Source organism: Paraburkholderia sp. HD33-4 (assembly GCF_021390635.1).
Classification (GTDB): Bacteria; Pseudomonadota; Gammaproteobacteria; order Burkholderiales; family Burkholderiaceae; genus Paraburkholderia.
The window spans coordinates 1588065-1613860 of record NZ_JAJEJS010000003.1 but is presented as its reverse complement, the minus strand read 5'-3'; the positions used below and the strand labels follow the sequence as shown (position 1 = coordinate 1613860).

21 protein-coding genes are annotated in these 25796 nt (G+C 63.9%); 11 read left to right on the top strand and 10 right to left on the bottom strand.

Going from position 1 to position 25796, the window contains the following annotated elements:
• Positions 1-34: 34 nt before the first annotated feature.
• From L0U84_RS41840 to L0U84_RS41810, 7 genes are read right to left on the bottom strand one after another with little or no spacing between them, the layout of a single operon-like run.
• Positions 35-1045 (bottom strand): fatty acid desaturase, encoded by a 1011-nt coding sequence (locus L0U84_RS41840; RefSeq protein ID WP_233859739.1) that lies wholly within the window; start codon positions 1043-1045, stop codon positions 35-37.
• Between the two features lie 52 nt (positions 1046-1097).
• Complete coding sequence (locus tag L0U84_RS41835) at positions 1098-3875, bottom strand: phosphoenolpyruvate synthase (protein ID WP_233859734.1); 2778 nt, start codon at positions 3873-3875, stop codon at positions 1098-1100.
• Positions 3876-3890: 15 nt separating this feature from the next.
• Positions 3891-5552 carry a nucleotidyltransferase domain-containing protein gene (locus tag L0U84_RS41830; protein WP_233859733.1) on the bottom strand — a complete coding sequence of 554 codons (1662 nt, stop codon included), beginning with the start codon at positions 5550-5552 and terminating at the stop codon, positions 3891-3893.
• An 18-nt stretch (positions 5553-5570) separates the two neighbouring features.
• On the bottom strand, positions 5571-6653 hold the full coding sequence (locus tag L0U84_RS41825) for an SDR family oxidoreductase (protein WP_233859732.1): 1083 nt from the start codon (positions 6651-6653) through the stop codon (positions 5571-5573).
• Positions 6654-6679: 26 nt separating this feature from the next.
• Positions 6680-7597 carry a hypothetical protein gene (locus L0U84_RS41820; protein WP_233859731.1) on the bottom strand — a complete coding sequence of 306 codons (918 nt, stop codon included), beginning with the start codon at positions 7595-7597 and terminating at the stop codon, positions 6680-6682.
• Complete coding sequence (locus L0U84_RS41815; RefSeq protein WP_233859730.1) at positions 7594-7923, bottom strand: acyl carrier protein; 330 nt, start codon at positions 7921-7923, stop codon at positions 7594-7596. Before L0U84_RS41815 ends, L0U84_RS41820 begins: the two co-directional genes overlap by 4 nt.
• Before the next feature lie 17 nt (positions 7924-7940).
• The gene (locus L0U84_RS41810; protein WP_233859728.1) at positions 7941-8711 is read right to left on the bottom strand and encodes a Coq4 family protein; all 771 of its coding nucleotides are present in this window, start codon (positions 8709-8711) and stop codon (positions 7941-7943) included.
• A 671-nt stretch (positions 8712-9382) separates the two neighbouring features.
• Here L0U84_RS41810 and L0U84_RS41805 point away from each other — a divergent pair.
• From L0U84_RS41805 to L0U84_RS41780, 6 genes are all read left to right on the top strand, one after another.
• Entirely contained in the window at positions 9383-10492 is a 1110-nt protein-coding gene (locus L0U84_RS41805; protein WP_233859724.1) for a hypothetical protein, read from the top strand.
• A gap of 69 nt (positions 10493-10561) precedes the next feature.
• On the top strand, positions 10562-12079 hold the full coding sequence (locus L0U84_RS41800) for a B12-binding domain-containing radical SAM protein (protein WP_233859723.1): 1518 nt from the start codon (positions 10562-10564) through the stop codon (positions 12077-12079).
• Positions 12080-12147: 68 nt separating this feature from the next.
• The gene (locus L0U84_RS41795) at positions 12148-13575 is read left to right on the top strand and encodes a tryptophanase (protein WP_233859719.1); all 1428 of its coding nucleotides are present in this window, start codon (positions 12148-12150) and stop codon (positions 13573-13575) included.
• Positions 13576-13584: 9 nt separating this feature from the next.
• Complete coding sequence (locus L0U84_RS41790) at positions 13585-14337, top strand: dTMP kinase (protein ID WP_233859718.1); 753 nt, start codon at positions 13585-13587, stop codon at positions 14335-14337.
• A 243-nt stretch (positions 14338-14580) separates the two neighbouring features.
• A complete protein-coding gene (locus L0U84_RS41785) occupies positions 14581-14778 on the top strand; it encodes a hypothetical protein (protein WP_233859938.1) in 198 nt (65 codons plus the stop codon).
• Positions 14779-14826: 48 nt separating this feature from the next.
• Positions 14827-15408: a hemerythrin domain-containing protein gene (locus L0U84_RS41780; protein WP_233859717.1), complete on the top strand. Its 582-nt coding sequence runs from the start codon at positions 14827-14829 to the stop codon at positions 15406-15408.
• A gap of 121 nt (positions 15409-15529) precedes the next feature.
• Here L0U84_RS41780 and L0U84_RS41775 read toward each other — a convergent pair whose 3' ends face one another.
• Positions 15530-16003, bottom strand: coding sequence for an Lrp/AsnC family transcriptional regulator (locus tag L0U84_RS41775; RefSeq protein WP_233859716.1), 474 nt, complete (start codon positions 16001-16003; stop codon positions 15530-15532).
• Positions 16004-16288: 285 nt separating this feature from the next.
• Here L0U84_RS41775 and hppD point away from each other — a divergent pair, with 285 nt between their 5' ends.
• From hppD to L0U84_RS41760, 3 genes are all read left to right on the top strand, one after another.
• Complete coding sequence (hppD, locus tag L0U84_RS41770; protein ID WP_233859715.1) at positions 16289-17362, top strand: 4-hydroxyphenylpyruvate dioxygenase; 1074 nt, start codon at positions 16289-16291, stop codon at positions 17360-17362.
• A gap of 173 nt (positions 17363-17535) precedes the next feature.
• The gene (locus L0U84_RS41765) at positions 17536-18918 is read left to right on the top strand and encodes an amino acid permease (RefSeq protein WP_442794122.1); all 1383 of its coding nucleotides are present in this window, start codon (positions 17536-17538) and stop codon (positions 18916-18918) included.
• 44 nt (positions 18919-18962) lie between these two features.
• The gene (locus tag L0U84_RS41760; RefSeq protein WP_233859714.1) at positions 18963-20168 is read left to right on the top strand and encodes an amino acid aminotransferase; all 1206 of its coding nucleotides are present in this window, start codon (positions 18963-18965) and stop codon (positions 20166-20168) included.
• 61 nt (positions 20169-20229) lie between these two features.
• On the opposite strand, the gene L0U84_RS41755 is transcribed toward L0U84_RS41760, so the two are convergent.
• On the bottom strand, positions 20230-21156 hold the full coding sequence (locus L0U84_RS41755; RefSeq protein WP_233859713.1) for a LysR family transcriptional regulator: 927 nt from the start codon (positions 21154-21156) through the stop codon (positions 20230-20232).
• 163 nt (positions 21157-21319) lie between these two features.
• On the opposite strand from L0U84_RS41755, the gene L0U84_RS41750 reads away from it, so the two are divergent.
• Both L0U84_RS41750 and L0U84_RS41745 read left to right on the top strand, forming a co-directional pair.
• Positions 21320-22735: an MmgE/PrpD family protein gene (locus L0U84_RS41750; protein WP_233859711.1), complete on the top strand. Its 1416-nt coding sequence runs from the start codon at positions 21320-21322 to the stop codon at positions 22733-22735.
• 226 nt (positions 22736-22961) lie between these two features.
• On the top strand, positions 22962-24308 hold the full coding sequence (locus L0U84_RS41745) for an MFS transporter (protein WP_233859710.1): 1347 nt from the start codon (positions 22962-22964) through the stop codon (positions 24306-24308).
• 61 nt (positions 24309-24369) lie between these two features.
• Here L0U84_RS41745 and L0U84_RS41740 read toward each other — a convergent pair whose 3' ends face one another.
• Positions 24370-25488: a patatin-like phospholipase family protein gene (locus L0U84_RS41740; protein ID WP_233859709.1), complete on the bottom strand. Its 1119-nt coding sequence runs from the start codon at positions 25486-25488 to the stop codon at positions 24370-24372.
• Positions 25489-25796 lie beyond the last annotated feature (308 nt).

Sequence of the window (25796 nt, the reverse complement as noted above, 5' to 3'; positions counted from 1 at the left end):
TGCGTGACTTGCGTGATGCGCGTGCTTTCGCGACTTACCTTGCGGGCGCCACAGGCGTGGCGCTCGCTTTGGCAACGGGCCTCCAGCCGCGGATCGGCTGCAGACGGCGACGCAGCAGCGCGATCACCTCGTCGTCGCTGCGCTCAGGCGCGCCCGGCAGGCGCACGAAATGCGTGGCGAGCTTGCGGTGCTGGCGCGTGACGAGCAGCAGCCAGATCTGCGCGATGTCGATGCGATCGAACACCACCGCGTCCTCGCGACCGTACGTCTCGAGGTTCGTCGTGAATTCCTTTGTGAGCTCGCTGAAGTGCGTGCCTTTGCGGACGTGGTGGTAGATGTGATAGCCGGCGTTGAACACGCGCGCATTGAAACGCGAGTCGATCGTATTGGTGCTGCTCGTGTACGGATTGTCGGGATGATCGGGGTCGATGAACGCGTGCTGCACCCAGTTGCCGATCATCATCATCAGCCGCACGAATACGAACGGGAACACGAACACGACGAGCGTGGCCCGCAGGTTCCAGTACGCGGCGGCGGCAATCGCCGTGTAGAACGCGACCTCACCGACGAGCAGTTGCCGGATCAGCTTCGTATTGCGTGAGCGCCACAGATAGACGCTGAGCTCGACCGGGACCAGTGCCGCGAAACGGAGGTAGTAGTGCAGAAAGCCGGCTACGCTATCGCGTTGATACCGCATCGTCGAGCTCAGATCGTGCGGCAGGTTGTCGTCGATGTGATGCATGCCCATGTGATGGACATAGAACGTGCCCGGCGTCTGACCGAAGAACGGGCACAGCACCCAGTCGAGCAGGATCTCGAGCGCGTGGTACTGCTTCCTGAAGAGGCGCCGATGCAGCGTGCAGTGGTAGCTCATCGTGAAGCGGTCGCCGAACATGTTCCAGACGAGTACGTAGGCCACGCCTAGCCACCAGGGAAAGTGGCCGAGCCAATACAACCCGGCCGCGGCGGGAATGAATATCAGCGCGCACTCGATGTAGAGCCACAGATGGGGCATGTCGCGGCGATCGTTGAGCAGGAGGTACATGGCGGTTTCCTTCAGGGGCGGTTTCAATGGTCAGCGGGTAGGCAAATTCGTTTCAGGTCGGCTCGGGCAGTTCGATCACGCCGCTGTGGCCATCGACCTTGAGCTGCATGCCCGACTGCACGTGCGTGGTGAGGCCCGGAATCTGGACGATGGTCGGGATGCCGATTTCGCGTGCGACGATCGCGGCATGAGTCAGTGGACTGCCGCGCTCGATCAGCAGCCCGGTCGCCGACGCGAATACCGGTACCCAGCCGGGGTCGGTCCGATAGGTGACGAGGATGCCGCCGTCGAACTCGTTGGCTTCGCGCACGACCTTCGCGCGCCCTTCGGCGAAGCCCGGCGAGCAGGGCGTGCCGCGCAGCGTCGCGCCGGCCGCGACAGCGGGTGTCGCGCGCAGCGCGGCGAGGTTCGCCGGGTTGTTGAGCCAGGCCGCAACCGGGCCATGCGTGACGAAGCGTGGCGGCAGGTCGTCCATGGCGCGCCAGACCGCGTCGTCGCGCTTGCGCTGCTCGACGAGCGGGCGCAGTTCGCGGTGCGAGACGGTGCCTTCGAAGCAGCCCCGGATTTCGTCGAGGCGCAGATGGAAGATGTCGCGGCCCGTCGCCAGCACGCCGTCGCTGGCGAGACCCTCGCCGATCGCGCGGAACATCCGGCGGGCGACCCCGAATGCGCGCGACCGGCAAAAGCGCACGGTCTCACGCGCCCTGATCGCGGCACGCACGCGGCCCCGCGCGCGCGCAAAAATCCAGCGCTGCAGCGGATTGAGCCGCTCATGCAACAACGCGTCGATGCGAGCTTCGGTAGCGGTGCGATCGATCGACGCGGCACCATGCGCAAGCGCGGCCTTCAACATATCGAACAGCACGCCCGGGTCTTCGCGCAGATCGGGTTCTTCGAGCTTCAGTTCGTTGTTGCTGCGGTACGCGAAATCGGCGAGGTAGCGCTCGACGTCGGCGACGATCCCGGGCGCGCCGCATTCGCGCAGCGCCGCATACGCTTCGGCTGACGGCGTGTTGCGGATCAGCGCTTCGACCTGAGGCTGCGCCCGCACGGCGTCCGCGATCGCGGCCAGCCTGCGAACCGGCTCGATCGACTCGATGTCGTCCATGCCGCCGATGACCGCCACTTCGAGCCAGTCGGGCGCACCGGGCATCCACCTCTTGATCAGGCGACGGACGACGCCGTAGCTGAGACCGATCGCCGATTCGAGCACGATCATCATGCCCCAGCGCGCCAGCAGCGCCTGCTCGAAGCGGCAGTAGTGCTGGTAGACGGCGTCCGCGGGAAGCGCGCGATAGTCGAGCGCGTTGAACTCGTCGTAGACCGGATAGAAGAACGCGCGGAAGCGCTCGACGTTGCGCTCCAGACGCGCGAAGTGCCACGCGAACTTCGCGCCGCTCAAGGCCCGGATGCCGGCGAGTCCGGCGCGCGAGCCGGCCTTGTACGGGGTGATCTGCGCGGCGAAGCTCGCCAGGTCGAGCGGCTCGTCGACGCCCATCTGGACTTCCATCATCTTGCGACCGAGGTCCTGGAACGGCGCGAGCCCGGACAGCTTGTACCAGTGCAGCAGGTTGTAGTACACGCGCCCGTTCAGGAACGCGAGCGTCGAGCCGAGGAAGCTGTCCATCTCACGCCGCTGCTTGTGCGGAATCGCGAGCAGCCGGCAGAACTCGCGAAACACCTGCGCATAGACGTGCTGCGCGAAGGTGAAGGTCAGCTGCGTGGTCACGCCGGGATAGTTCTCGACGATGTTGGAGTTGTCCCACAGCTGGAAGTCGCCGGTCCGCGATGGGGCCGCGGCGATCGGCGTGGTGACGGGGCGCGCCTGCAGGATCCACAGCTGGTGCTCCGCGATACACCACTCGATATCGAGCGGCTCGCCGAGCGTGCTTTCGAGCGTGCGGGCCGTCGCCACGACGTGCTCGATCTCGTCGTCGGAAAGGGCCGCCGATTCGCGCAGCGCGGCCGGCACCTCGTGGATCTCGCGGCCGTCGTGACGCTCGCGTTTTTCACCGATCACCACCTGCGTGGGCTGTCCGGTGTGGCGGTCGACGGTGATCGTGTCGGCGTCGACCGCGCCCGACACGAGTCCCTCGCCGAGCCCATAGACGGCGCTCAGCACGAGCTCGTCGCGGTTGCCGTTGGCGGGGTTGATCGTGAACACGACGCCGCTCGTGTCGGCCTGAACGAGGCGCTGCAGGATCACGGCCATGCCGGCACCGGCGATATCGAGTCCGTGCTGATGCCGGTAGCGCAGCGAGCGCTCGGAATACGCGGAAGCCCAGCACCGGCGTACGTGTTCGAGCGTCGAGTCGAGCCCGCGCACGTCGAGGAACGTGTCGAACTGGCCGGCGAACGAGAAGCTCGCGCTGTCTTCTTCGACGCCGGACGAACGCACCGCGAGCGGTCCGTCTCCGATGATGCCGTGCGCGCGCGCGATGTCGGCGCGCAACGCGGCGCTCATGTCGCACGTCAGCACGGCCTCGCGGATCGCGCTCGCGATTGCGCCGGCGTTCGCAGCTGTGAAGTCGCGCAGCAGCGCGGCGATGGTTTGATCGAGGCCGCAGTCGCCGCGGAACTCCGCAAAGCAGTCGATGCCGAGGATCGCCCAGTGCGGTACCGCCACGCCGAGGTTCGCCAGCCGATGCAGCGATTTTCCCTTGTTGCCGGCGAGCCGCTCGATGGCTTCGGCCGGACTCGCCGCGGTGAGGATCACGCGTGGTGAGGCAGCGGGGCCGGCGCTGCTGCTCGCGGCGTGGGTCTCGTGTGGAACGCTGCTTCCGGCCATATCGAATTCGCCGTGAGCGGGCGTGATGGTGTCGAATTTCATTGAGGTTCCCGTTGCTCAGGTGCTCGACGAAGCGAGCAGATCTCTGGCTTCCTCGGCGGTCCCGCGCCCGCCGTGAGCGGTCTGCGGAAAGCGCGCGTGCAGATGCGCGCCGAGGTTGATCCAGTCGTAGGCGGCGTGGATCGTGCCGCGCCATCCCGACGCCGTATCGAAGCTCGCCGGAAACCGCGGGTCGCCGCCGAGGTTGCGCAGACGCTGCGCGAGCTCATCGGCGAGCGCGACGTAACGCTGCGCATCGCGTGCCGAGCCGATCGCGCACTGTTCGAGTTCGCGGATGCCGTCGATCAGCGCCGCATCGAGAGGCAGCAGACGGATCGCGTCGAGCGTCGCTTCTTCCATCGTCGACTGCGGCGTCACGCCGTGTGCCCCGAGCGTGACCATGCAGGCGGTCTGCATCATCCGTTGCAGCGCGTACTCGAGCACCTTCCATTGGCCGCGCTGCAGTGCGCCCTGGGCGTCCTCGCGCGCGTTCTCGAGACCGATGTTGGCCCAGACCATCTCGAGACCCGCTTCGGCGAAGCGCCCGGCGGGCATCGGCAGCAACTGGGCACCGGACTCGCGGCCGGCCGCGAGGCGCGCGCCGTCGATCGAGATCAACGGCGCGCGGGACACCGGCGTCGAGGTCGCCTGCTGACGCGCGTGGATTTCTCCGCCGCCCTTCCAGCGCAGGCTGACAAGGCCCAGCCGGCTGAAGTCGGCGATCAGCGCGCGCTGCCGGCCGGCCGCTTGCGCGTCGCCACGGCTCGCGATGGCCGTGCATGACGTGTCGAAGGTGATCGCCCGCCAGACCTGGGCCGCTTCGTCGTCGAGCGCGAAGACGTCGCTGCCTCGCAGCACGTGAACCCGTTCGCCGATCTGCCAGGTCGTCGTGTCTTTACCCGGGCCGATCAGCACGTTGTCGGCCACGAGGTTCACACCGCTGATGCCGAACTCGCGGATCAGCGCGACTCCCGCGGCGAGCAACGCGCTTTCGGCGCCATGCTCGCGCGGCGCGTGCAGCAGGTTCCACAGACGGCCGACGAGGCCCGCGTCGACGCTCGCGCGTTCGAGTTGCAGCGACAGCCACTTCGGGCTCATGTAGCACTCGCCAACGCGCGCCACATGACTCTTCGCCGCATGAAACGCGGCGGTCCTGATCCAGGCGCGGGCGTAGTCGGGCTCGCCGAGCGCGAACATCGCCACCGCATAACGGCCGGTCTGGCGCGCGAAATCCTCGAACCACAGCGCAACCGCCTCGCACAGCGCTTCGCGGCCGAGTTCCGCTTGCAGCGTCTCGATCAACGCCGGGTTGTCGATCGGCAGCGCGCCGATGAAGCGCTGGCACCGTTCGAGCAGATTCCACGACAGGCGCGCGACCGCGCGACGGCCCTTGCCGAGCGCTGCGCGAACCTGCGCGAGTTCGCGGCGCAGGCGCGCCGGACTCAGCAACCGCACCTCGATGCGGCGGCCGTCGATGAACAGGATGTACGGCATCGTGGCCGGCTCCAGCCCGTTATCGACGATCGCGACGAAGTCGACGTCGGAGCGTTCGTTGCCGAAGCCTTCGGCGATCGAGCCTTCGAGAAAGACGGCGCTCGGTGCCCGCTGTTCGAACTGGGCGCCAAGCGCGGCTCGCGCTTTTTGCCAGAGATCGGCGAGCATCGGATCGGTCATCAACATGGTTAGGCTCCCTGAACGTCAGGCCGTGCGCGGCACGAAGTAGCCCGCCGCGATGCCGTAACGAAAGATTCTGCGCAGCAGCGTCTTGCCCGTCGCGCGAGGCAGGGCCGGCAGGATCGCGGCGGTCGCGTCGCGAGCAAAGCGCACCTGGCGCGTCAGGTACGACTCGTAGAGCTTCACGACCTCGTCGTAGTAACGACGCTCGAGCGGTTTCATCGCGGCGGCGTCGAACACATGCCGCGGCACATAGCGAGGCACGTGAAACGATGGGAACTCCGCGCACACGTCGTTGATTTCGCGCAGCGTCGTCGGCGTGCCCGAGGTCAGATGCAGCGTGCGTCCGCGCACCAGCGGGAACTTCGCCAGCGCTTCGACGACGCAGTCGGCGACCCAGTCGATCGGCACGATGTTCAGCGTCGCGCCGTAGTCGCCGGGCATCGTGCGCACGAGTCCCGCAGCCGTCAGGCGCACGACCGTGTAGAGCGTGTCGAACTTGCGGATCACCCCGGTCGCCGAATCGCCGACGATGATCGACGGGCGCAGCACGGCGGCCGGCAGACCGCCGCGCATCGCCGCCCGCACCGACTGTTCCGCGCGGTACTTGCTCTGCTCATACGGGTTGCCCAGACGCTGGCCGAGGTCGAGATCGTCCTCGCTGAACACGCCGGGGCGCTCGCCGCAAACGTAGGCGGTGCTCACGTAGAGCAGCGGAATCGGCGCGTCGCTGCCAGGTTGCGCGAACTCGACGATGCGCTCGGTGCCGCGAAAGTTGATCGCCTCGTAGACCTCGGACTTGCGCCCGAAGCTGGTCAGCGCGGCACAGTGGACTATTGCGCCCGTTGTCGCGCGCAGTGCGTCGTAGGTGTGCTCATCGAGCCCGAGGCGGGTCTCGGCGACGTCGCCCCGCACACAGGCGAAGGTTCCGGCCGCAGGCGTGTGGCCGTCATACGTCGTTGCCGCGAGCGGCGTGCCGTCGTTGCGCACGACCGGTCCTTCGGAGCGCAAGAATGCGACGACCGGGTAGCCCATTGCCGTCAGCCGGGCGATCACTTCGGCGCCCAGCAGACCTCGCGCACCGGTGACGAGAACGTGCTTATCCATCGTGGGTGACCATCCAGGGTTGCGTGTCATTTGAGGAGAAGCTCGGCCAGCAGTCCGAGCTGGACGGCAACGACGAAGCGCGTGCCAGCCCAGCGTGGCCGGCCCGGCTTGCTCGCGGGGCCCGGCCAGCTCGCGTTGAGCCAGACGAGCCACACGAGCGGCAGCGCCGCGGCGTAGATCGAGTACGTTTGCGACAGACCAGTCAGGCGCGCCAGCACCACGTTGACGCCGAGCGCCATGATCAGCAGCGCATTCAGCGCGATCCGGATTCCACGCGCCGGCAGGTGATAGGGCTGCAGCGCGGTACTGCCAACCTTGCGGGAAAACTTCCAGAACTCGTAGCCGGTCCACATCAGACCCGCTACGCACACCACGGCGCCGAAGCTCAGCTCGCGACCGGTCAGGTCACGCCACAGGAAATAGCCGTAGGTGAAGATCGCGAAGGGTGCGCCCTCGAAAGCGGGTAAGCACAGCAGCGGGCGGGTCGCGAACAGGCGCTTGAAAACGAACGGTGCGGCGAAGGCCAGTCCGGTTGCGGCACCGGCGGCGGTCCTTGCGTGCCCCATGCCGAGGTTCAGCGCAACCAGCAGGATCGCGGTGGCCGCGAGGCCGGCGACGAGCCGTGTGCGTCGTGTTTCGCGTCGCGCCAGCAGCGCGCGCCCGGCGGGATAGTCGCGCTCGAGGTCGTCGAGGTCGTCGATCAGGCGAAGCTGGACGAACAGCAGGAAAAACGACGCAAGGCCCGCAAGCACACGCCAGCCCGGTTCAATGGCGACGCCGGCTATCCGCCCGTATAGCAGCAGCGAGCAGGCCAACGCGCCGGCGATCGGCACCGCCTCGGCCGCCAGCGGCATGCGGCCGAGCGTGTTGCCGAAAACGGCTGCCGCGGCGACGAGCCGGCCACGTCTTGAACGCGACGTAGCCAGCGAAGGGCGCGAGCTCATGTGCGCATCCCCTGATCGGCGTCTACATGGACCGCGGCATAACGCATGCACAGGTCCACTAGCGATCCGACCGTGAAATGCGCGTCGGCGCGGTCTTCGTTCAACGCTTCCAGCGGCAGACGCTCGATGCCGAACGCCTCCTCCAGTGCGACCACCGCTTCGACGAGCGACAGCGAGTCGAGGCCGAGATCGGCGATCAGCGAACTGTCGAGGCGAATCTCGGTGTTGAAGTCGCGCCGACGCTCGCGGCAGACGCGCAGAAGCTGCGTGCGTACGATGCCGAATACGGTGCTTCGCGTCGACGCATTTTTCGGTGTGCTGGACATGCTGGGTTCCTCTCTGTTCACGCGTTGCTCGACGCGGCGTAGCGCCACGGCAGCGTCTGGCCGCCGGCCAGGATGCCCTGTGGATGAGCGAGCGCGACCGGCTCGATCGCCAGTTCCAGGCGGACGACGGCGAGCGGCCGCTGCAACGCTTCTTCCCAGCGGTACGAGAGCGGAATGCGCGCGTGCTTGCCACGCAGCCACGCGCGGTGCAGAAAGCGATGGACCCAGAAGTTCGGCCACCACGGCGCGGTCAGCGCGGTGCCGAGCAGGCCGACGATGCGCGCACGCATCGGTTCGAGGCCGCAGTCGAAGGCGAGAAGCGAGGTCTCGCCGGCCCAGTCCTGACCATAGCCCGTCAACACGTGCAGCAGGTCGTGAATGCAGCCGCTGCGCTCGATGAACCACTGACGGTCCTGGCCGGGGAGGATCTCTTCGAGGCCAGCGGCCAGCCGGCTTGCCTGCAGCAGGCCATCGGCGCTGTAGCCGCTGTATTCCATCATCGCCATGTAAGCGCGGCCGAACGAACCAGCGGGCAAGCGCAGCAGCGTGTCGGAATCCGCGAGCGTGCGCAGTAGCGACGGCTGCTCCGACAGCAACGCGGCAGCGCCCGGCTCGCTGAGAAAGCGCTGGTACATCGTCTCCATCTGGCCGCCGTCGAGCGCGATCATCACTTCGTAGGCATGCTGAATATCGTCTACGTTCTCCCTCAACGCCTTGATCGCCCGCAACGCGCGTGGCCAGTCGATGCGGCGGCGCGCCAGCGCGTCGTCCTTCAGGGTTGCTGTCATCTACGGCTCCCGTCAAAGATCAAGAGGGCGATTCAGGAGTGGCGATCGATCGACGCCACGCGATTCAGGTTCGGATACGGCCACGAGGCATCGAGCCAGGACCGCCATTACTTGTGGATGCTTTTTGCAGGGTTCATGCCAGTTGTCCGCCGGCAGCACGAAAGTCGCGCTCATCCCCAGCAAGAACGGAACGAAGTGGCCAGATCTCAAAGGGCGGCGCGGGTTTCGCGCGGATTGAAGCGGAGTCTGCGATTTGCCGACTTTCGCTCGGCGCAGGCCCGTCGCAGGCTGCCGGATGTCGGTGCCGGGCCAACACATGATTGAAATCTGTTGGTTGCGGCTCGACTGCAGGACGTTCGATGCCGGGCCGGTTCGCATGTCGACGTCCGAACATCTAAACGTGCGGATCTATCGCGCGGCCCTTTGAAATCTGGCCGCCTGCTTGCGTCATTGCCTCTGACGAAGACTCGGTCAGCGCCGCAAAAGAATGCCTGGCACGAACCGTGCACGACGAGCGCGAACGATGGATCGAGTCAACGAACCGTGCCCGCGATGCTCACGATGTCCGCGGTCATAACACGAAGACCTGTTGTGCATTGAAGTTCGCAGACCGAAGTGAAGGGTCGAGAAATTTCTGGATTGGGATTACTCACGAGGGTGGAGGTAGAGCAATGAATCAGGCATGGAAGGCGAAAGCGGGACAGTTCCTACCGGGCGCAAATCTGACTGTGCTGCCGCACTGGGAGCGCGAGGCGACACCGAGCTACGATCGTGCCGAGGTCTCGGTGCCGGGGCGCCTTCACTTCGCCGTATTCGACTTTATGCAAATGGCGCCCGGCTTCGGCGGCGGCGGACTCGGCGTATCGACGAGCACGGTCGGGCACCGGATCACCATCACGAAGACGACGAGCGGCGCAGGCGGCTGCGACGTGCCGAGCGGGCGTCACATGCTCGAGTTGTTCAAGCGGGCCGTCGGCTACGCGCACGACGACATCCGCGTCGACCGGGTGCGCAGCATCCAGCATCAGCACAGCGGTTTCGGCTCTAACGTCTCGTTCAACACCGCGACGCTCGCCGGCTTGAACGCATTGTTCGGCTCACCGTTTTCGCCGCACGACATGTGGGAAATGATCACCCGCAACTACGTCGAGACCGCCAAGGATAACGAGCACGTGTATTTCGGCCTCGAGACCGGCGTCGGCGAAGCGTGCCTGTTCTTCGGCGGCCTGGTCTGGGTCGACGAGAAGCACGGCAACGGTCGCTTCCTCGGCAACCTGAGTTCGGAAAACCTGTGGGTGACCACCGCCGTGGGCAACTACGACACGCTATCGACCGAAGCGCTGCGTGCCCACGGCGAAGACGCGGACATGTCCGGCACCACCGAGGCGGGCTTCGTGCCGACGCATTTTGTCGAATGGCAGAAACGCTATGGCATCGCGTGGCGCAACTTCATCGAACAGAAGCTGCGGCCGGCACTGCATCGCAACGACCTGTTCGCATTTCTGAAGCACGGTTGGGAGCTCAACAGCATGAGCAACATGAAGGTGCTGGAGGGAATTTTCCGGACCGACGTAATGCGTGAATTCGACGAGGCGATGCAGAGCGAAGGCGCGGTGTATGCCGGCATGAGCAGCGCGGGTCCGGGCTTCTACGCATTCTCCGACTGCGAGGAAAAGGCGAAGCACCTCGCGACGGTGATGATGCATCGCTTCAGTGAATTCATGAGCGAGACGACGGTGGCCCGCGCGGGGCAGAAGATGTCCATCGACGTTGCAGTTTAGCCGCGCGCTTCTGCGACCCCTGCGACCCCCGCGAACCCTCGCGAACCTCTCCACTGAGACCGATCGAACATGGCCAAGCGCGTCACCTTCGTCAACACGAACCAGATCAAGCCGGCAATTGCGCCGATTGCATTCGACTACCTGTCGGCGCCGATGGAGCGAGCGGGGTTCGAGCTCAATTTGCTCGACCTGTGCTTCTCGGACGATTGCGAGGCGGCCATCGCCGCGCATTGCCGCACCGTCGAGCCTGACTACTGGGGGGTGACGCTGCGAAATACCGACGACGTCTATTTTTCCAGCGGCTACAGCTTTCTCGACAGAATCAGGGACATCGTCGCGATGCTTCGGCGTGCGCGCGCGGTGCCTGTCGTGATGGGCGGCGCGGGCTATTCGGTGATGCCGGAAAAACTGCTCGCGTACCTCGACGCCGATTTCGGCATCGTCAGGGAAGGCGAATTCAGCTTTCCCGAGCTGCTGACCTGCCTCGAAGAAGGCAGGAGTTTCACGCACATACCCGGCGTGGTCTACCGCGACGCGGCTGGCGTGCACGCTACGCCGCTCGCCCCGAATGCGTGTGGACCGCTCGCCAGCATCGGGCCGCACGAACGCAAGCTGGTCGACAACCCGCGCTATTTCGCCAAGGGTGGCCAGATCGGCATCGAAACGAAGCGCGGCTGCAATCGCTCCTGTATCTATTGCGTCGAGCCGCTGATCAAAGGCCGCACGGTGCGCATGCGCGAACCCGACGATGTCGTCGCCGAGATGGCATCGCTCGAGGAGCGCGGGGTCAACGTGTTTCACATCAACGACTCGGAATTCAATCTGAGCGTGGCGCACCCTCTGGCGCTGTGCGCGGCCATCATCCGGAGCGGGCTCGCCGGAAAAATCCAGTGGTATGCGTACGGTATGCCGCGGCCGTTTCCGGACGAACTCGCGGCCGCGATGAAAGCCGCCGGTTGCGTCGGCATGAACTTCGGCGTCGACACCGCCAGCGAAACCATGCTGAAGATACTGCGCCGCACCTTTTGCGCCGCCGACATCGAACATGCGGTCAACACGGCGAAGCGCCACGGCCTCGAACACATCATCGAGCTGCTGTTCGGCGCGCCCGGCGAGACGCAGGAAACCGCGCGCGAGACGATCGAGTTCGTCAAGCGGGTCGATCCGGAGCGCGTCTCGGTGACGGTCGGGCTGAGGATTTTCCCGGGAACCGAGCTTGAGCAGATGATCCGCAGCGAAGGCCTGCACGTTGGAAATCCGAATCTGCACGGCCGTATCGAAGACAACGACGATCTGCTGCATCCGGTGTTTTATCTGCCGACCGCGTTGGGCCCGGACCCGCAGCAATTCATCGCCGATCTGATCGGCAATGACCGGCGGTTCTTCGGGACCAATGCGAGCCTCTTCAACTACAACGCGAACGACGCATTGGTCGAAGCGATCGCGCAAGGCGAACGGGGCGCGTATTGGTCGATTCTGAACCGGATCGAGAAACGCTTCGAAGCGGCCCACAACGCTCGCGGATGTCACCGTGCGTCCGCGGACGGCGACGCTGTGAACTGGACGCCGATCGTACAAAGTGCCTGACGCGATGTGCGATGCCCAAAGCGGCCAGTCATCCGCTGGCCCGCGTACTTTCAACGCAGGAGGAGTGCATGCTTTTAGAAAACAGCCAGCCTGAGCCGTACAGGATCAAGATGGTCGAGCCGATCAGGCTGATCGAGCGCGAGCAACGGCAGGCGCGGCTCGCCGCTGCCGGGTACAACGTGTTTCGCCTCGACGCAGACGACGTCTATATCGATCTGATGACGGACAGCGGCACTACCGCGATGAGCGCGAACCAGTGGGCAGGCATCATGACCGGCGACGAGTCGTATGCCGGCTCCCGCAGCTTTACGAAGTTGACGCAGGCCGTGCGAGACATGCTCGGCTTCGAGTACGTGTTGCCGACCCACCAGGGCCGGCCGGCCGAGCACTTCCTGTTTCGGACCATGGTGCGCCCGGGGCAAGTGGTGCCGTTCAACGCGCCGTTCGATTCGACCGAGGCGCACGTATCGATTGCCGGCGGGACCGCGATCTCGTGCGTCGCCGAAATCGGCTACCAACCCGCGGTCGAGCACCCGTTCAAGGGCGACGTGGACGTGCAGAAGCTGCGCAACGTGATCCACAGCGAGGGGCGCGACAACGTTCCGCTGATCATGGTCTCGCTGACCAACAACGCGGGCGGCGGCCAGCCGGTATCGATGGCGAACCTGCGCGCGGTGAAGGCATTGGCCGATGAGTTCGCGATTCCCGTGTACTTCGATGCGGCGCGCTGCGCGGAGAATGCCTACTTCATCCAGCAGCGCGAGAGCGGCTATGCGAACCGGTCCGTCGCGGAGATTCTGAAGGAGCAGTTTTCCTATGCCGAGGGCTGCACGTTCAGCTGCAAAAAGGATGCGCTCGTCAACATCGGCGGCTTGCTCGCGACACGCTCGCGCGCGCTCTACGATCAGGTCGTGCCGCTGCTCGTGCTGCACGAAGGCTTCGTCACGTACGGAGGCATGGCGGGTCGCGATCTCGAAGCGCTCGCGATCGGTCTGCGCGAGATGGTCGACGACTCATACCTTCAGCACCGCGTGGGTCAGGTCGAGCGGCTAGGAGACACGCTGCTAGCCGGCGGCGTTCCGATACTGAGGCCGACCGGTGGACATGCGGTCTATGTCGATGCGGCCGCCTTCCTGCCGCACGTGCCGCGCTCGGAGTTCCCAGCCGAGGCGCTCGCTAGCGAGCTTTATCTGGAGGGCGGCGTGCGCGCTGTCGGTCTGGGCTCGTTGGCGTTCCTGAAAGAGGATCCGTCGTCCGGCGCGTCCACGCCTCCGAGAATGGAGCTGCTGAGGTTGGCCATTCCTCGCCGCGTCTACACCGATAGCCACCTCGCGGCGGTCGCCGCCGCATTGATCCGGGTCTATCGACGACGCGATGCGATCAGGGGAATGCGCATCGTCTCGGCACCGCCGATGCTCAAGCACTTCACAGCGGTCCTCGCGCCGATCGAGGCCCGCGACGAAATGCTCGCGGAGTCGCGCGAAGTCATGGTCTGAGGTGATCTCATGTCGAATGGTGTGTTCGAAGCGCTCGAACTCAAACCGCATGCTTATCCGGGTGTGCTGGTCACGTTGTGCGGTGTGGATGGAGCGGGGAAGTCGTCATTGATGGAAAGGCTCGAAAGCGCGTGCACGCATGCGGGGTTCAACTGCGTGACGACGTTTACACCGACCCGCCGGATCCGCAAAGACGAAGTGTTCCGGGAGATGGTCGACGGCCACTGGCATACCTCGAACGCCGGTGCCGGAACCGACGCAAGCGCACGGCGGGTCGACATGCTGGGCATTCTGCTGTCCATCATGGGAGACCTCGTCCAGCATATGACCGACACGGTCATACCGGCACTGGAACGCGGCGACGTGGTCTTTTGCGATCGTTATGTGTTCACCTCTCAGGCTGAAATCGGCACGCGATCCGATCCTGCGCAGACCGCGCACGTGCTCCACAGTATCGCTGGGCATTTGCTGCGTCCCGACGTCGCCTTTGGCCTGAACGTTTCTGGCGCGACTTCACAGCGCCGCGTGCGGGCAAGAAACGACGAGAACGATCAGCCGCCGCCGATGAACTTTCTGCTGCGTCAGGTGGCGGCCTATCGCGCCGTGTTCGAGGTCAACGGTGTTGTCGCGCTGGATGGGGAGCGCGGTATCGACGACACGTTCCGCGCGGCACTCGGCCATATCGCGGCTATCGAGCGTGTTGCGAAGCGCTCGGGCCCGATCGCACTGGAGCGCTCCACGCAAACCCTGGCGGCATGCTGAGGCTCGCTTCAGTGCGGGCGGATGCGGAACCATTGCCATCCTCCGTTGAATTGAGCATTTAACTGCATCGATCGAACTGTCCAGTTGCCGGACGCCCGATCTTCTCTGATTGTCGACCCGCGTCGAGAGGCCGGATTCCGGCCTCTACCCATGCGACAAAATGCGCGTCGACACGTTTTGATGAGCATCTATCCTTCGAGAAAGGACCTTGATGGATCGAACATCAGAGCAAAGGAGACGACGATGCTTAGCCCACATGAGATCGCAACGCTCATGCTTCTCGAGACAAACCCTCGTCCGGAGAATTTCGATCCTGGCGATCTCGACGCGTTGTGCGAGCGCCAACTCGTTTCTCTGGAAAAGCTCGCGTCCGGATCCGCGCGAGGGCGTCTCACCGCTCAAGGACGCTCGATCTTGAGGTCGGTTGGAAGGGTGCAATAGTTCCTCGCTCTGCATTGCCTCGGGGCATTCACCTTCAGGAGCAGTCACATGCAATACCCAATCGCGCGGAGGGCCGTACAGACCATCGTCCGCGAACATCAACAGCTTTCAGCGGTGGTCAACGGCATGACCCGGTTCGTCGAGTCGTTGTCCGCCGGCGCGCATGCGCCCGAGCCGATGCTGATGCGAGCCATGCTTTACTACATTCGGGAATATCCGGAGCAGGTTCATCATCCGAAGGAAGACAAATATCTGTTTGCGCGCTTGCGATCACGCACGGACGAACTGGATGACGTCATTGAAGAACTGGAGGCGCAGCATGTGGCGGGCGAGGCACGGGTGCGTGATCTTGAGCGGGCGCTGACCCGATACGAACTGAGCGGGTATGCCGCGGCGCCGGCTTTGCGGACCCTGGTTGATGAATACGCGGCGTTTTATCGCAATCACAGGCGTTTGGAGGAGGAAGTGATTTTGCCGGCCGCATTGCGTTTTCTTACCGCCGCCGACTGGATGGAACTGGACGAAGCGTTCGGCGCCAATCGCGATCCGTTCAGCGGCAGCGAGATCGAGGGTGAAATGGAGCGGTTGTTTTCGTTGATCGTCAGTACGGTTTCCGAGACGATTCACTAAGAAAGCTGAACGTTCGAACAAACGGACAGACGGGTGCGGGGATGGTAGGGCAGCACCAGCGCGCGACGGGCGGTGCTCGCGGGCTGCGGCGTTTTCGCCGACGCTCGCGTTCAGCATCGGTCTAGGTCGCCAACGGGACAGCGCCCGTACATTTGATCTCATCGAGACATACGCTGGACTTGACGCCGCTCACGCCCGGAATGTGCATCAGCGTATCCAGCAGAAACTCCGACAGCGCTTTCAGGTCGTGCGCCACGACCTTCAGCATGTAATCGATATCGCCCGTCACGACGAAGCATTCCTGAACCTGGGTGAGTTCCGAGATCATCCGCTTGAACTTCGACAGGTCGCGGACATGGCCTCGCTCCATCGTCACCTGGATGAAAGCCACCACGCCAAAGCCAAGCATCTGCGCGTCGAGTCGCGTTTCGTAGAGCTTGATCACGCCCACTTCTTCTAGCCGGCGATGACGTCTCAGCGTTTGCGCCGGCGACAGCTTGATCGCCTCCGCAAGTTCGAGATTGGAGATGCGCCCCTGGGACTGAAGAATGTCCAGCAAACGCAGGTCGATACGGTCGAAGTCGATCGTCTGCACTTTTATTTCCTAAAACATTGGCAAAATGAAATGGTAATGCACAAATCAGGGTTTGTCTGCGTTCGCTAGGAAATCCTATTGCATCGATAAAAATTTACACTGATCCCAGATGTCGCTGCGACGAGAGCAGATGCGCTGGGAGAATAGTCAGATGCGCGGGTGGTCGGAGGATGCTGCCTGAGAGACCGTATCGAGAAATTTTCTTTCATTTTTACAACGCCCCGCAGCACTGCGTGCGGGTTGCTCGCCGAAAATCATTCAACATCCGCTGAACCTGAGACGATCATGGCCGACCTGTTTGAGAATCCAATGCAATTGATGGGCTTCGAATTCGTTGAATTCGCTTCGCCCACACCCAATGTGCTCGAACCGCTGTTCGAGCAGATGGGCTTCACCCTGGTGGCTCGCCACCGTTCGAAGGATGTACTGCTTTACCGCCAGGGCGAAATCAACTTCATCGTCAATCGCGAGCGCAATAGTGCGGCCGCTTACTTTGCCGCCGAGCATGGCCCGAGCGCGTGCGGTATGGCATTTCGCGTGAAGGATTCGCACCAGGCCTACGCCCGCGCGTTGTCGCTGGGCGCTCAGCCGATCGAGATCGCAACCGGTCCGATGGAGTTGCGATTGCCCGCAATCAAAGGCATTGGCGGCGCGCCGCTTTATCTGATCGACCGCTTCGAAGACGGCAAGTCGATCTACGACATCGATTTCGAGTTCATCGAAGGTGTCGAGCGACGGCCGGCCGGTCATGGCTTGCGCCTCGTCGATCACCTCACGCACAACGTCTATCGCGGCCGCATGACGTATTGGGCCAACTTCTACGAGAATCTGTTCAACTTCCGTGAACTGCGCTACTTCGACATCGAGGGCGAATACACGGGTCTCACGTCGAAGGCGATGACGGCGCCGGACGGCAAAATCCGCATTCCATTGAACGAGGAATCCGGCAAGGGGAGCGGCCAGATCGAGGAATTCCTGATGGCCTTCAATGGCGAGGGCATTCAACACATCGCGTTCCTGACGGACGATCTGGTCACGGTTATCGACAACCTGCAGATGGCAGGCGTGCCGCTGATGACCGGGCCGAACAGCTACTACTACGATGCGCTCGAAACGCGCCTGCCGGGCCACGGTCAACCGGTTGGCGAATTGCAATCGCGCGGCATCCTTCTCGACGGAACGACGGCGGACGGCTCCCCGCGCCTGTTGTTGCAGATCTTTTCCAAACCGCTGCTTGGCCCCGTGTTCTTCGAATTCATCCAGCGCAAGGGTGACGAAGGTTTCGGGGAAGGCAATTTCAAGGCGCTGTTCGAGTCGCTCGAACGCGATCAGATCGAGCGGGGCACGCTGAAGGTCTGACGTGCGCACAACCCGTTCATAGCCGCTTCAACAATACCTATCCCAGCAAGACACGGCCCCGGCGTCACAAGCGTCGGCTGTGACGTCTCGGCATATTTCGCCTGCCTGACAGGAGCAGGCGAAAAACGAGGCGTGGCGTCCGGACTCAACCGCAGGACACAGGAGACAACATCGTGGCACACCAGGAGCAGGGCACGCTACAGCGCGGCCTGAAGAATCGTCACATCCAGTTGATCGCGCTAGGAGGCGCAATCGGCACAGGCCTCTTTCTCGGCATCGCGCAGACCATCAAAACGGCAGGGCCGTCGGTATTGCTCGGATACGCGATCGCGGGCATCGTCGCTTTCTTTATCATGCGGCAACTCGGCGAAATGGTCGTCGACGAGCCCGTTGCAGGTTCCTTCAGCTACTTCGCAGGCAAATACTGCGGCCAGTTCTCCGGCTTCGTGTCCGGCTGGAACTACTGGGTGCTGTACATCCTCGTGTCGATGGCAGAACTGTCGGCCGTGGGCATCTACATGCAGTACTGGTGGCCTGGTCTGCCGACGTGGGTCTCCGCGCTCGTCTGCTTCGGCGTCGTCAACGCGATCAACCTGACCAGCGTGAAGTCATACGGCGAACTCGAATTCTGGTTTTCGATCGTCAAGGTCGCGGCCATCGTCGGCATGATCGGCTTCGGCGGCTATCTGCTGCTCTCGGGCCATGCCGGCCCGGACGCGGGCGTGGCCAATCTGTGGCGCCACGGCGGCTTCTTCCCGAACGGCGTGTCGGGTCTCGTGATGTCGATGGCGGTCATCATGTTCTCGTTCGGTGGACTGGAACTCGTCGGCATTACCGCCGCCGAGGCGGAAGATCCTTCGCACACGATCCCGCGCGCAACGAACCAGGTGATCTACCGGATCCTGATTTTCTACGTCGGCGCACTCGGCGTGCTGCTGTCGCTGTATCCGTGGGAAAAAGTCGTTACGGGCGGCAGTCCGTTCGTGCTGATCTTTCACGCGATGAATAGCAATTTCGTCGCCAACGTGCTCAATGCTGTGGTGCTGACCGCCGCGCTGTCGGTGTACAACAGTGGCGTCTATTGCAACAGCCGCATGCTTTACGGTCTCGCAGGCCAGGGCAATGCGCCGCGCGCGTTGCTGAAGGTGAATTCCCGCGGCATTCCACTCGTCGCGCTCGGCGTTTCCGCTCTGGCGACGGCCACCTGCGTGGTGATCAACTATCTGATGCCGGGCAAGGCGTTTGAACTGCTGATGGGGCTTGTCGTGTCGGCGCTCATCATCAACTGGGCGATGATCAGCATCATTCATTTGCGCTTCCGCGCTGCGAAAGCACGAGCTGGTGAGACGACCTTCTTCCGCAGCCTCGGTTATCCGCTTACCAACTATCTGTGTCTGATCTTCCTTGGCGGCATTCTGGTCGTGATGTGGCTGATTCCGGATCTGCGCATGTCGGTCTACCTGATCCCGGTCTGGCTCGTTGCGCTGGGCGTCGGCTATCGCTTGCGCAACAGGCGCGCGAGCAGCGCGGTACCCGTTGGCGTGCCGATGCGCTAAGCACCGCGTTTCTGCAATCTCTTGTCCTAATCCATGGAATTAGCATGTTCGAACACATCGATGCCTATGCGGGTGACCCGATCCTCACGTTGAACGAGAACTTCGCGAAGGATCCGCGCAACGATAAGGTCAATCTGAGCATTGGGATTTATTACGACGATCAAGGGCGCTTGCCGGTGATGCAAGCCGTGCGCGAGGCGGAAGGACAACTGCTCGCCGAGCTCGGTCCAAAGCCGTACCTGCCGATGGCGGGCTTCGCGCACTACCGCGATGCCGTGCAATCGTTGGTGTTCGGCGACGACTCGGCGGCGCGGATCGAAGGGCGCATCGCGACTGTGCAGACCTTGGGCGGCTCGGGCGCGCTCAAGGTCGGTGCGGATTTCATCAAGCGCTACTTTGCGGGCTCACGGGTATGGGTCAGCGATCCGACGTGGGAGAACCACCGTTTCATCTTCGAGCGCGCGGGTTTTGAAGTCGGTGCGTATCCCTACTACGACGAGTCGACCGGCGGCCTGAAATTCGAGCAGATGCTATCGGCCATCGACGCGCTGCCGGCGCGCAGCGTCGTGCTGTTGCACGCATGCTGTCACAACCCGACGGGCGTGGATCTCAACGACGCACAATGGGTGCAACTCATCGAGGTCATCAGGAAGCGGAACCTGTTGCCATTCGTCGACATGGCGTATCAGGGCTTCGGCGCAGGCATCGACGCGGACGCATTTGCGATTCGTGAGCTCGTGCGCCAGAACGTGCCGGCATTGGTGGCCAATTCGTTCTCGAAGAACTTCTCGCTGTATGGCGAGCGGTGCGGCGGACTGTCGGTGATTTGCGAGTCGCCGGAGGTTGCCGGGCGCGTCCTGGGTCAATTGACGAGCGCGGTGCGAGCGAACTACAGCAATCCGCCGACGCACGGCGCGAAGATCGTCGCGCGCGTGCTGACCACGCCGGCACTGCGACAATCGTGGCAGGAAGAGCTTGCGTCGATGTGCCGACGCATCATGCGTATGCGTGCCGAGATCCATCAACACTTGCGTGGCAAGGTGCCGGACACGATGCTCGCGCGGTATCTCGAGCAGCGCGGTATGTTCACCTACACGGGGTTGTCGGCAGACCAGGTCGACACGTTGCGCGAACGGCACGGCGTCTACCTGATCCGGTCCGGGCGCATGTGCGTCGCCGCGCTCAACGACAACAACGTTGCGACGGCGGCGCAGGCCATCGCGAAGGTCATCTCGCGAGGAGGCGATTGAAACTGCCGCAGGCTGACGGCCACGGCCTCACGCCGATACGCATCGGCGGGCGCATGCGCGATTACTCCGGCTGCATCCATGCGGGATCGAGCGGCGCCATCCTGCGCAACGTCAGTCGAAAATCTCGCGCGACGGCCGACAGCGTCGCATCGCGTCGTCGCAGCAAACCGATCGTGCGGGCAACCGTCGGCTCGACGAGTGGACGGATCGCGATTTTCGATTGAGTATCGCGGGGCGCCGCGCAACGCGGAATGATCGAGATGCCGAGTCCCGCTTCGACGAGTCCGAGCGATGTCGTCAGATGCTCGATTTCGATTAGCCGGTCCGGCCGCCAGTCGATGTCGCGCAATGCGGCATCGAGCATCCGTCGATTGCCGCTCGTCGTGCCCGACACGATCAGCGGCCACGGTCTCAGCTCCCGCCACGCGACGTGTTCGCTCTTCGCCAGCGGATGATCGGCGGGGCACGCAAGTACATACGGGTCCACCAGCAGTTCGTCGATCTCGAGTTCCGGCGTTTCGTTGACGAGAAACGCAATGCCGAACTCCGCGTCTCCGTTGGCGACGCGCCGGGCGACGGTCAGCAGATCCGCTTCAATCAGTCTCAGGCGAACTTCAGGGCGTTTGTGGTGATAGCTGCTGACGATCTTCGGCAGCATGAACTTCGCGACGGTGGGAATGCACGCAATCGTCAGTTGACCCGCGCGAATGCGAGTGGCCTCGGTGACGAGTTGCAACGACGCGTCGAGCTCGCGCAGCACGCTCTGCGCACGCGGCAGCAGCAGTTCTCCGGACGACGTCAGCGAGACCGTGCGCGTCGTGCGCTCGAACAGCATCAGGTCGAGCGCCTCTTCCAGCCGTTTGACGCGACGCGTCAGCGCCGATGCGGACAGGTTCAGTTCGATCGCCGCATCGTTGAACGACGCATGCGAAGCGACTGCGACGAAAGCGCGAAGCGAATCGAGATCGACACCGGGAAAACGGACCATGACAAGCTGTTCGTGGACGATCGAAGAAGGCGGACTATTGCGTGTGGGGCAATAATAATCGCGTCGCACGCAATTCACAAATCGCCGGTGCGTGCGGATACTGGGCAACAGCAGCACGATTTCTCCGCTCAACCCACTACCGCGCCATTGCGCCCGTCACGCGATGAACCAGCACAACGACATCGGCACAAACCCTTATACCGGCGGCGTCGCGGCCTTCGTGGCCGGATTGCGTTACGAAGCGATTCCTGATGAGGTGCGCGCTCGCATCAAGTTGCTCATTCTCGATTCGCTGGGGTGCGCGCTATTCGGCTCGGGCCTCGAGTGGAGCCGGATTCTTGCGGATACGCTCGTGGGCGTCGATACGACTCAAGGTTGCCGCGTGTGGGGCATGCCGATGAAGCTGTCGGCGCCGCACGCGGCGCTCGTCAACGGCACGATGATCCAGAGCTTCGAGCTCGACGACGTGCATCGCGCGGGCGTGTTGCATGTCGGCGCGGTCACGCTGCCGGCGATCCTCGCGATCGCGGAGATGCTGCCGGCCAATGCCCGCATGAGCGGCCGCGAGTTTCTGCGTGCGTGCGTAGCCGGCTACGAAGTGGGGCCGCGCGTCGGCATGTGCATGGGACCGGAGCACATCGCGCAGGGCTGGCATTCGGGCGCGACCGTCGGCGTGTTTTCGGCGGCGGCGGGCGCGGCGGCCGCGTTGCGTCTCGATACGGCGCGCACGGTGCACGCACTCGGCATCGGCGGCACGCAGTCGGCGGGACTGATGGCGGCGCAGTTCGGCGCGATGGTCAAGCGCATGCATGCGGGCCGCGCCGCGCAAAGCGGGTTGTATGGCGCGCTGCTGGCGCAGAACGGCTTCACGGGCATCGTCGACGTGTTCGAAAATCCGTATGGCGGCTTTTGCAGCACGTTCTCCCGCTCGACCGACCGTTTCGATCTGACGCAGTTGATCGACGGTCTCGGCGAGCGCTTCGAGACGATGAACATCGCGCTGAAGTTCTATTCGTGCGTGGGCAGCAATCACACGACGCTCGACGCGATCCGCGCGATGCAGGCACGTCACCCGTTTGCGGCGAGCGAGGTGGAATCGATCGTCGTGCACGGCTCGCGTGTGACCGTCGATCACGTTGGCTGGCGCTATGTGCCGCAGGGCTTGACGTCCGCGCAACTGAACCTGCCCTATTGCGTCGCCACACTGCTGCTCGAAGGCGATGTGTTCGTCGACCAGTTCAGCGAGGACAAGGTCGCGGACCCTCAGCGCATGGCGCTGGCGGACCGCGTACAGGTGCTCGAAGATCCTTCGATCACCGCCCTCGGACGCGGCTCGCGCCATACGGTGCGGGTCGAGGTCAGACTGCGCGACGGCACCCGGCTCGAGGAAACCGTGCAGTCCCAGCGCGGCAGCGAGCATGCGTTCGCGAGCGATGCGGAGATCGTCGGCAAGATGATGAAGCTCGCGGCGCACCGGATCGGCGCCGAGCAGATCGGCCGCATCGTGGACTGGGTGCTGTACGCGGAAGAAAAGAGCGACACGGCCGAACTCGTGCGCCTGCTTGCGACCCCCGGCTAGTGGCCGAGGGCGGTGGTGCGCGTAATACGCGCGCTGAGTGACGGCGGCACGGCAGCACGGCAGCACGGCAGCACGGCAGCACGGCAGCACGGCAGCACGGCAGCACGGCAGCACGGCAGCACGGCGGCACGGCGGCAAAGGCAGTGAAGCAGCAAAGCACCACAGTAGCAAAGCAGCAATCCAGGCACCAGACAAAACCGGCCGCCAGGCCGCAAGGGGACACAGGATGGCCGCAACGCCTCATGATCTTTCGCTACGGGCTTCTGTCGGCGGCCGACGCGAGCGCCTGCGCTCGATCATCGGCGGCAGCGCGGGCAACGTGATCGAGTGGTACGACTTTCTCGCTTACTCGATCTTCTCGATCTACTTCAGCAAGGCTTTCTTTCCAGGCGGCAATCAGACGGCGCAACTGCTGAACGCGGCCGCGATCGCCGCGATAGGCTATGTGGTGCGCCCGCTCGGCAGCTGGGCGATCGGCGCGCTCGCCGACCGGCGCGGTAGGCGCGTCGCATTGAGCGTATCGGTGGCGATGATGAGCATCGGTTCGTTGATCATCGCGCTCACGCCGACCTACGCGACGATCGGCGTCGCGGCACCCGGCGTGCTCGTGTGCGCGCGGCTGCTGCAAGGCTTCAGCATGGGTGGCGAGGCGGGCACGAGCGCGACCTATCTGAGCGAAATGGCGCCGCCCGGCCGGCGCGGCTTCTTCGTCGGCTTCGTCCAGGTGACGGTGGTGATGGGGCAATTGATCGCGCTTGCGTTGATGCTCGTGCTGCAGTGGCTGATGCTGTCGCCCGCGCAACTCGAAGCCTGGGGCTGGCGCATTCCGTTCGCGATCGGCGGAGCGCTCGCCGTCTTCGCACTGTATCTGCGGCGCGGCATCGCGGAAACGGAGGCTTTCGAACGCTCCGACGCACAAGCGTCGGCGAGGCCGGACGAAGCCGGGCGCGGCAGTCTGATGGCGTTGCTGGTCCGGCATCGCATGCAGACTTTGTGGACGATCGGCATCAGCATCGGCGGCACCGTCGCGTTCTATACGTTCACGATCTATCTGCAGAAGTACATGGTCAACACGACTGGCTTCAGCCGCGGCACGGCGACGCTGATCACCACCGCCGCGCTCGTGATCTACATGTGTTTCCAGCCGCTCTATGGACTATTGTCGGATGCCGTCGGCCGGCGACCCGTGATGCTGGTGTTCGGTGTCGGCGGCACGTTCTGCACGGTGCCCCTGATGCACGCGCTAGGCGCCACGCACAGCGTGTGGGTCGCATTCGCGCTGAACCTGGCGGCGCTCGCCATTCTGAGCGGCTTCTCGTCGATCCACTGGCTCGTCAAATCGGAGCTGTTTCCAGCGAAGCTGCGTGCCCTCGGCGTCGGCTTGCCGTTTGCGGTGGTGTCGTCGGTGATGGGCGGCACGACGGAATACCTCGCGCTGAAGTTCAAGCACGCGGGTCACGAGTCGTGGTTCTTCTACTACGTGAGCGCGTGCGCGGCGATCTCGCTGATCACCTATCTGCTGATGCCGGAGACCCGGCATCGATCCATCATCGATGAAGAAGCGCGAGGCTGACCGTACGGCGCCCAGCAACGCACGCACAGAGACGACACGATGCGATCGGCGCGGCCGTCTATCAGCTCTGTCGCGCACCCGCATTGCTTCTGTGCTTGAGCGTCGGATCGAGCAACGAACTCTTGACGTCGAGCGAAGACGCCTGCCCGAGCTTCGCGTAGTCGTTTCTGAGCCATACGCCCGCCACTTCGCGTCCACGCTCGAACAGCGTGTTGAGCAATGACCAGGACGTGCTGCTCTTGGAGACGAAACCGAACTTCGCGAGAAAATCGTCGTCGCGGATCAGGTGAAACCTGATGGGCTTGAACCGGCTTTTGCGTGCCGCTTCCTCGCCCACGGAGTCGAGCACGCGGTTGACCGCTTCGATCGCGTTGATCTCCAGCACCACGGATGCGTTGAAACCGATTTCATTGAGCCGGTCGAGAATGCCGCGCGCATCTTTGGGCGGCATGTCGTGGCGCACGAACGGATTCGCGAGGACGAGGATCAGATCCTGAGCATGCTCGATCAACGGCGCCAAAGGCGGGTTGCCCAGATAGCCGCCATCCCAGTACGGTATGCCGTCCACGCTCACGGTGCGAAACTCGCTCGGCAGGCATGCGGAAGCGCGCAATACGTCAACTGAAATCTCGGGGCGGGTGAAGATGGCGCGTTGGTTGGTTCGTACGTCGGTAGCGCAAATGAACAGTTGCGGGCCCTCGCGCGTCGTATTGAGCGTGGCGAGATCCTGTTCGGGGAGCGCGGAGCGGATCACCGGCCCGAGTGGATCGCGGTAAAACGGATTGCCGTAAGGCGAAGCGACGAGTCCCACGGCCTCCAGCATGATGGCGGCGGGATTCCAGTCGATATTCCAGCCGCCGAATGGGCCTGGTTCGGAAAAGCCGAGGAGCGCGTTGCCCGCCAGCGCGCCGGCGCGCGATACCGCCTCCCAGAAGGCGCGCAGCATCTCGCGTGCTTTCGTTGCTCCGCCAGTTGCGAGACCCGCCGCGCACAGCGTCGCGTTGATGCCGCCCGCGCTCGCGCCGCTGATCGCCGCGATGTCGAGTGGCGTTCCCTGCGACGATGCCTCCAGCAGACGGTCGAGCACACCCCACGTGAAGGCGCCGTGCGAACCGCCTCCTTGCAGCGCAAACGCGACCTTGGGGCCGTTCTGTCGCGTCGAGTTCCGGGATTCCTCCATCGCCATGGCTCCTTCGCGTCCTGATCGCGTTCCCGGCAATCTTACGCGCACGCGACGATGCTTGCGTCGGAAACGTCGAGCTTTGCGTCGCGCATCGTGTTCCGCTCCACCGTCCGTGGCGAACGCAGCTGGCACTACGCCATCGAAATAGCCTGGCCAGCGTCGGCTGCGGGTTTGTCTCGGTTAAACAGCCGCCCGGCAGCGGGTACAGTGTCACGCGGTTTGCGGGGAGCCGGCGTACAATCCCGGCCGGTCGATACTACTAATAGTCGCGCGCTACGTAACCTACCGAAACGGTCCATGACAAA

Coding starts and splice junctions, on each gene's coding strand:
- L0U84_RS41840 (WP_233859739.1), bottom strand. CDS start 1,045: ATGTACCTCCTGCTCAACGATCGCCGCGACATGCCCCATCTGTGGCTC.
- L0U84_RS41835 (WP_233859734.1), bottom strand. CDS start 3,875: ATGAAATTCGACACCATCACGCCCGCTCACGGCGAATTCGATATGGCC.
- L0U84_RS41830 (WP_233859733.1), bottom strand. CDS start 5,552: ATGTTGATGACCGATCCGATGCTCGCCGATCTCTGGCAAAAAGCGCGA.
- L0U84_RS41825 (WP_233859732.1), bottom strand. CDS start 6,653: ATGGATAAGCACGTTCTCGTCACCGGTGCGCGAGGTCTGCTGGGCGCC.
- L0U84_RS41820 (WP_233859731.1), bottom strand. CDS start 7,597: ATGAGCTCGCGCCCTTCGCTGGCTACGTCGCGTTCAAGACGTGGCCGG.
- L0U84_RS41815 (WP_233859730.1), bottom strand. CDS start 7,923: ATGTCCAGCACACCGAAAAATGCGTCGACGCGAAGCACCGTATTCGGC.
- L0U84_RS41810 (WP_233859728.1), bottom strand. CDS start 8,711: ATGACAGCAACCCTGAAGGACGACGCGCTGGCGCGCCGCCGCATCGAC.
- L0U84_RS41805 (WP_233859724.1), top strand. CDS start 9,383: ATGAATCAGGCATGGAAGGCGAAAGCGGGACAGTTCCTACCGGGCGCA.
- L0U84_RS41800 (WP_233859723.1), top strand. CDS start 10,562: ATGGCCAAGCGCGTCACCTTCGTCAACACGAACCAGATCAAGCCGGCA.
- L0U84_RS41795 (WP_233859719.1), top strand. CDS start 12,148: ATGCTTTTAGAAAACAGCCAGCCTGAGCCGTACAGGATCAAGATGGTC.
- L0U84_RS41790 (WP_233859718.1), top strand. CDS start 13,585: ATGTCGAATGGTGTGTTCGAAGCGCTCGAACTCAAACCGCATGCTTAT.
- L0U84_RS41785 (WP_233859938.1), top strand. CDS start 14,581: ATGCTTAGCCCACATGAGATCGCAACGCTCATGCTTCTCGAGACAAAC.
- L0U84_RS41780 (WP_233859717.1), top strand. CDS start 14,827: ATGCAATACCCAATCGCGCGGAGGGCCGTACAGACCATCGTCCGCGAA.
- hppD (WP_233859715.1), top strand. CDS start 16,289: ATGGCCGACCTGTTTGAGAATCCAATGCAATTGATGGGCTTCGAATTC.
- L0U84_RS41760 (WP_233859714.1), top strand. CDS start 18,963: ATGTTCGAACACATCGATGCCTATGCGGGTGACCCGATCCTCACGTTG.
- L0U84_RS41755 (WP_233859713.1), bottom strand. CDS start 21,156: ATGGTCCGTTTTCCCGGTGTCGATCTCGATTCGCTTCGCGCTTTCGTC.
- L0U84_RS41750 (WP_233859711.1), top strand. CDS start 21,320: ATGAACCAGCACAACGACATCGGCACAAACCCTTATACCGGCGGCGTC.
- L0U84_RS41745 (WP_233859710.1), top strand. CDS start 22,962: ATGGCCGCAACGCCTCATGATCTTTCGCTACGGGCTTCTGTCGGCGGC.
- L0U84_RS41740 (WP_233859709.1), bottom strand. CDS start 25,488: ATGGAGGAATCCCGGAACTCGACGCGACAGAACGGCCCCAAGGTCGCG.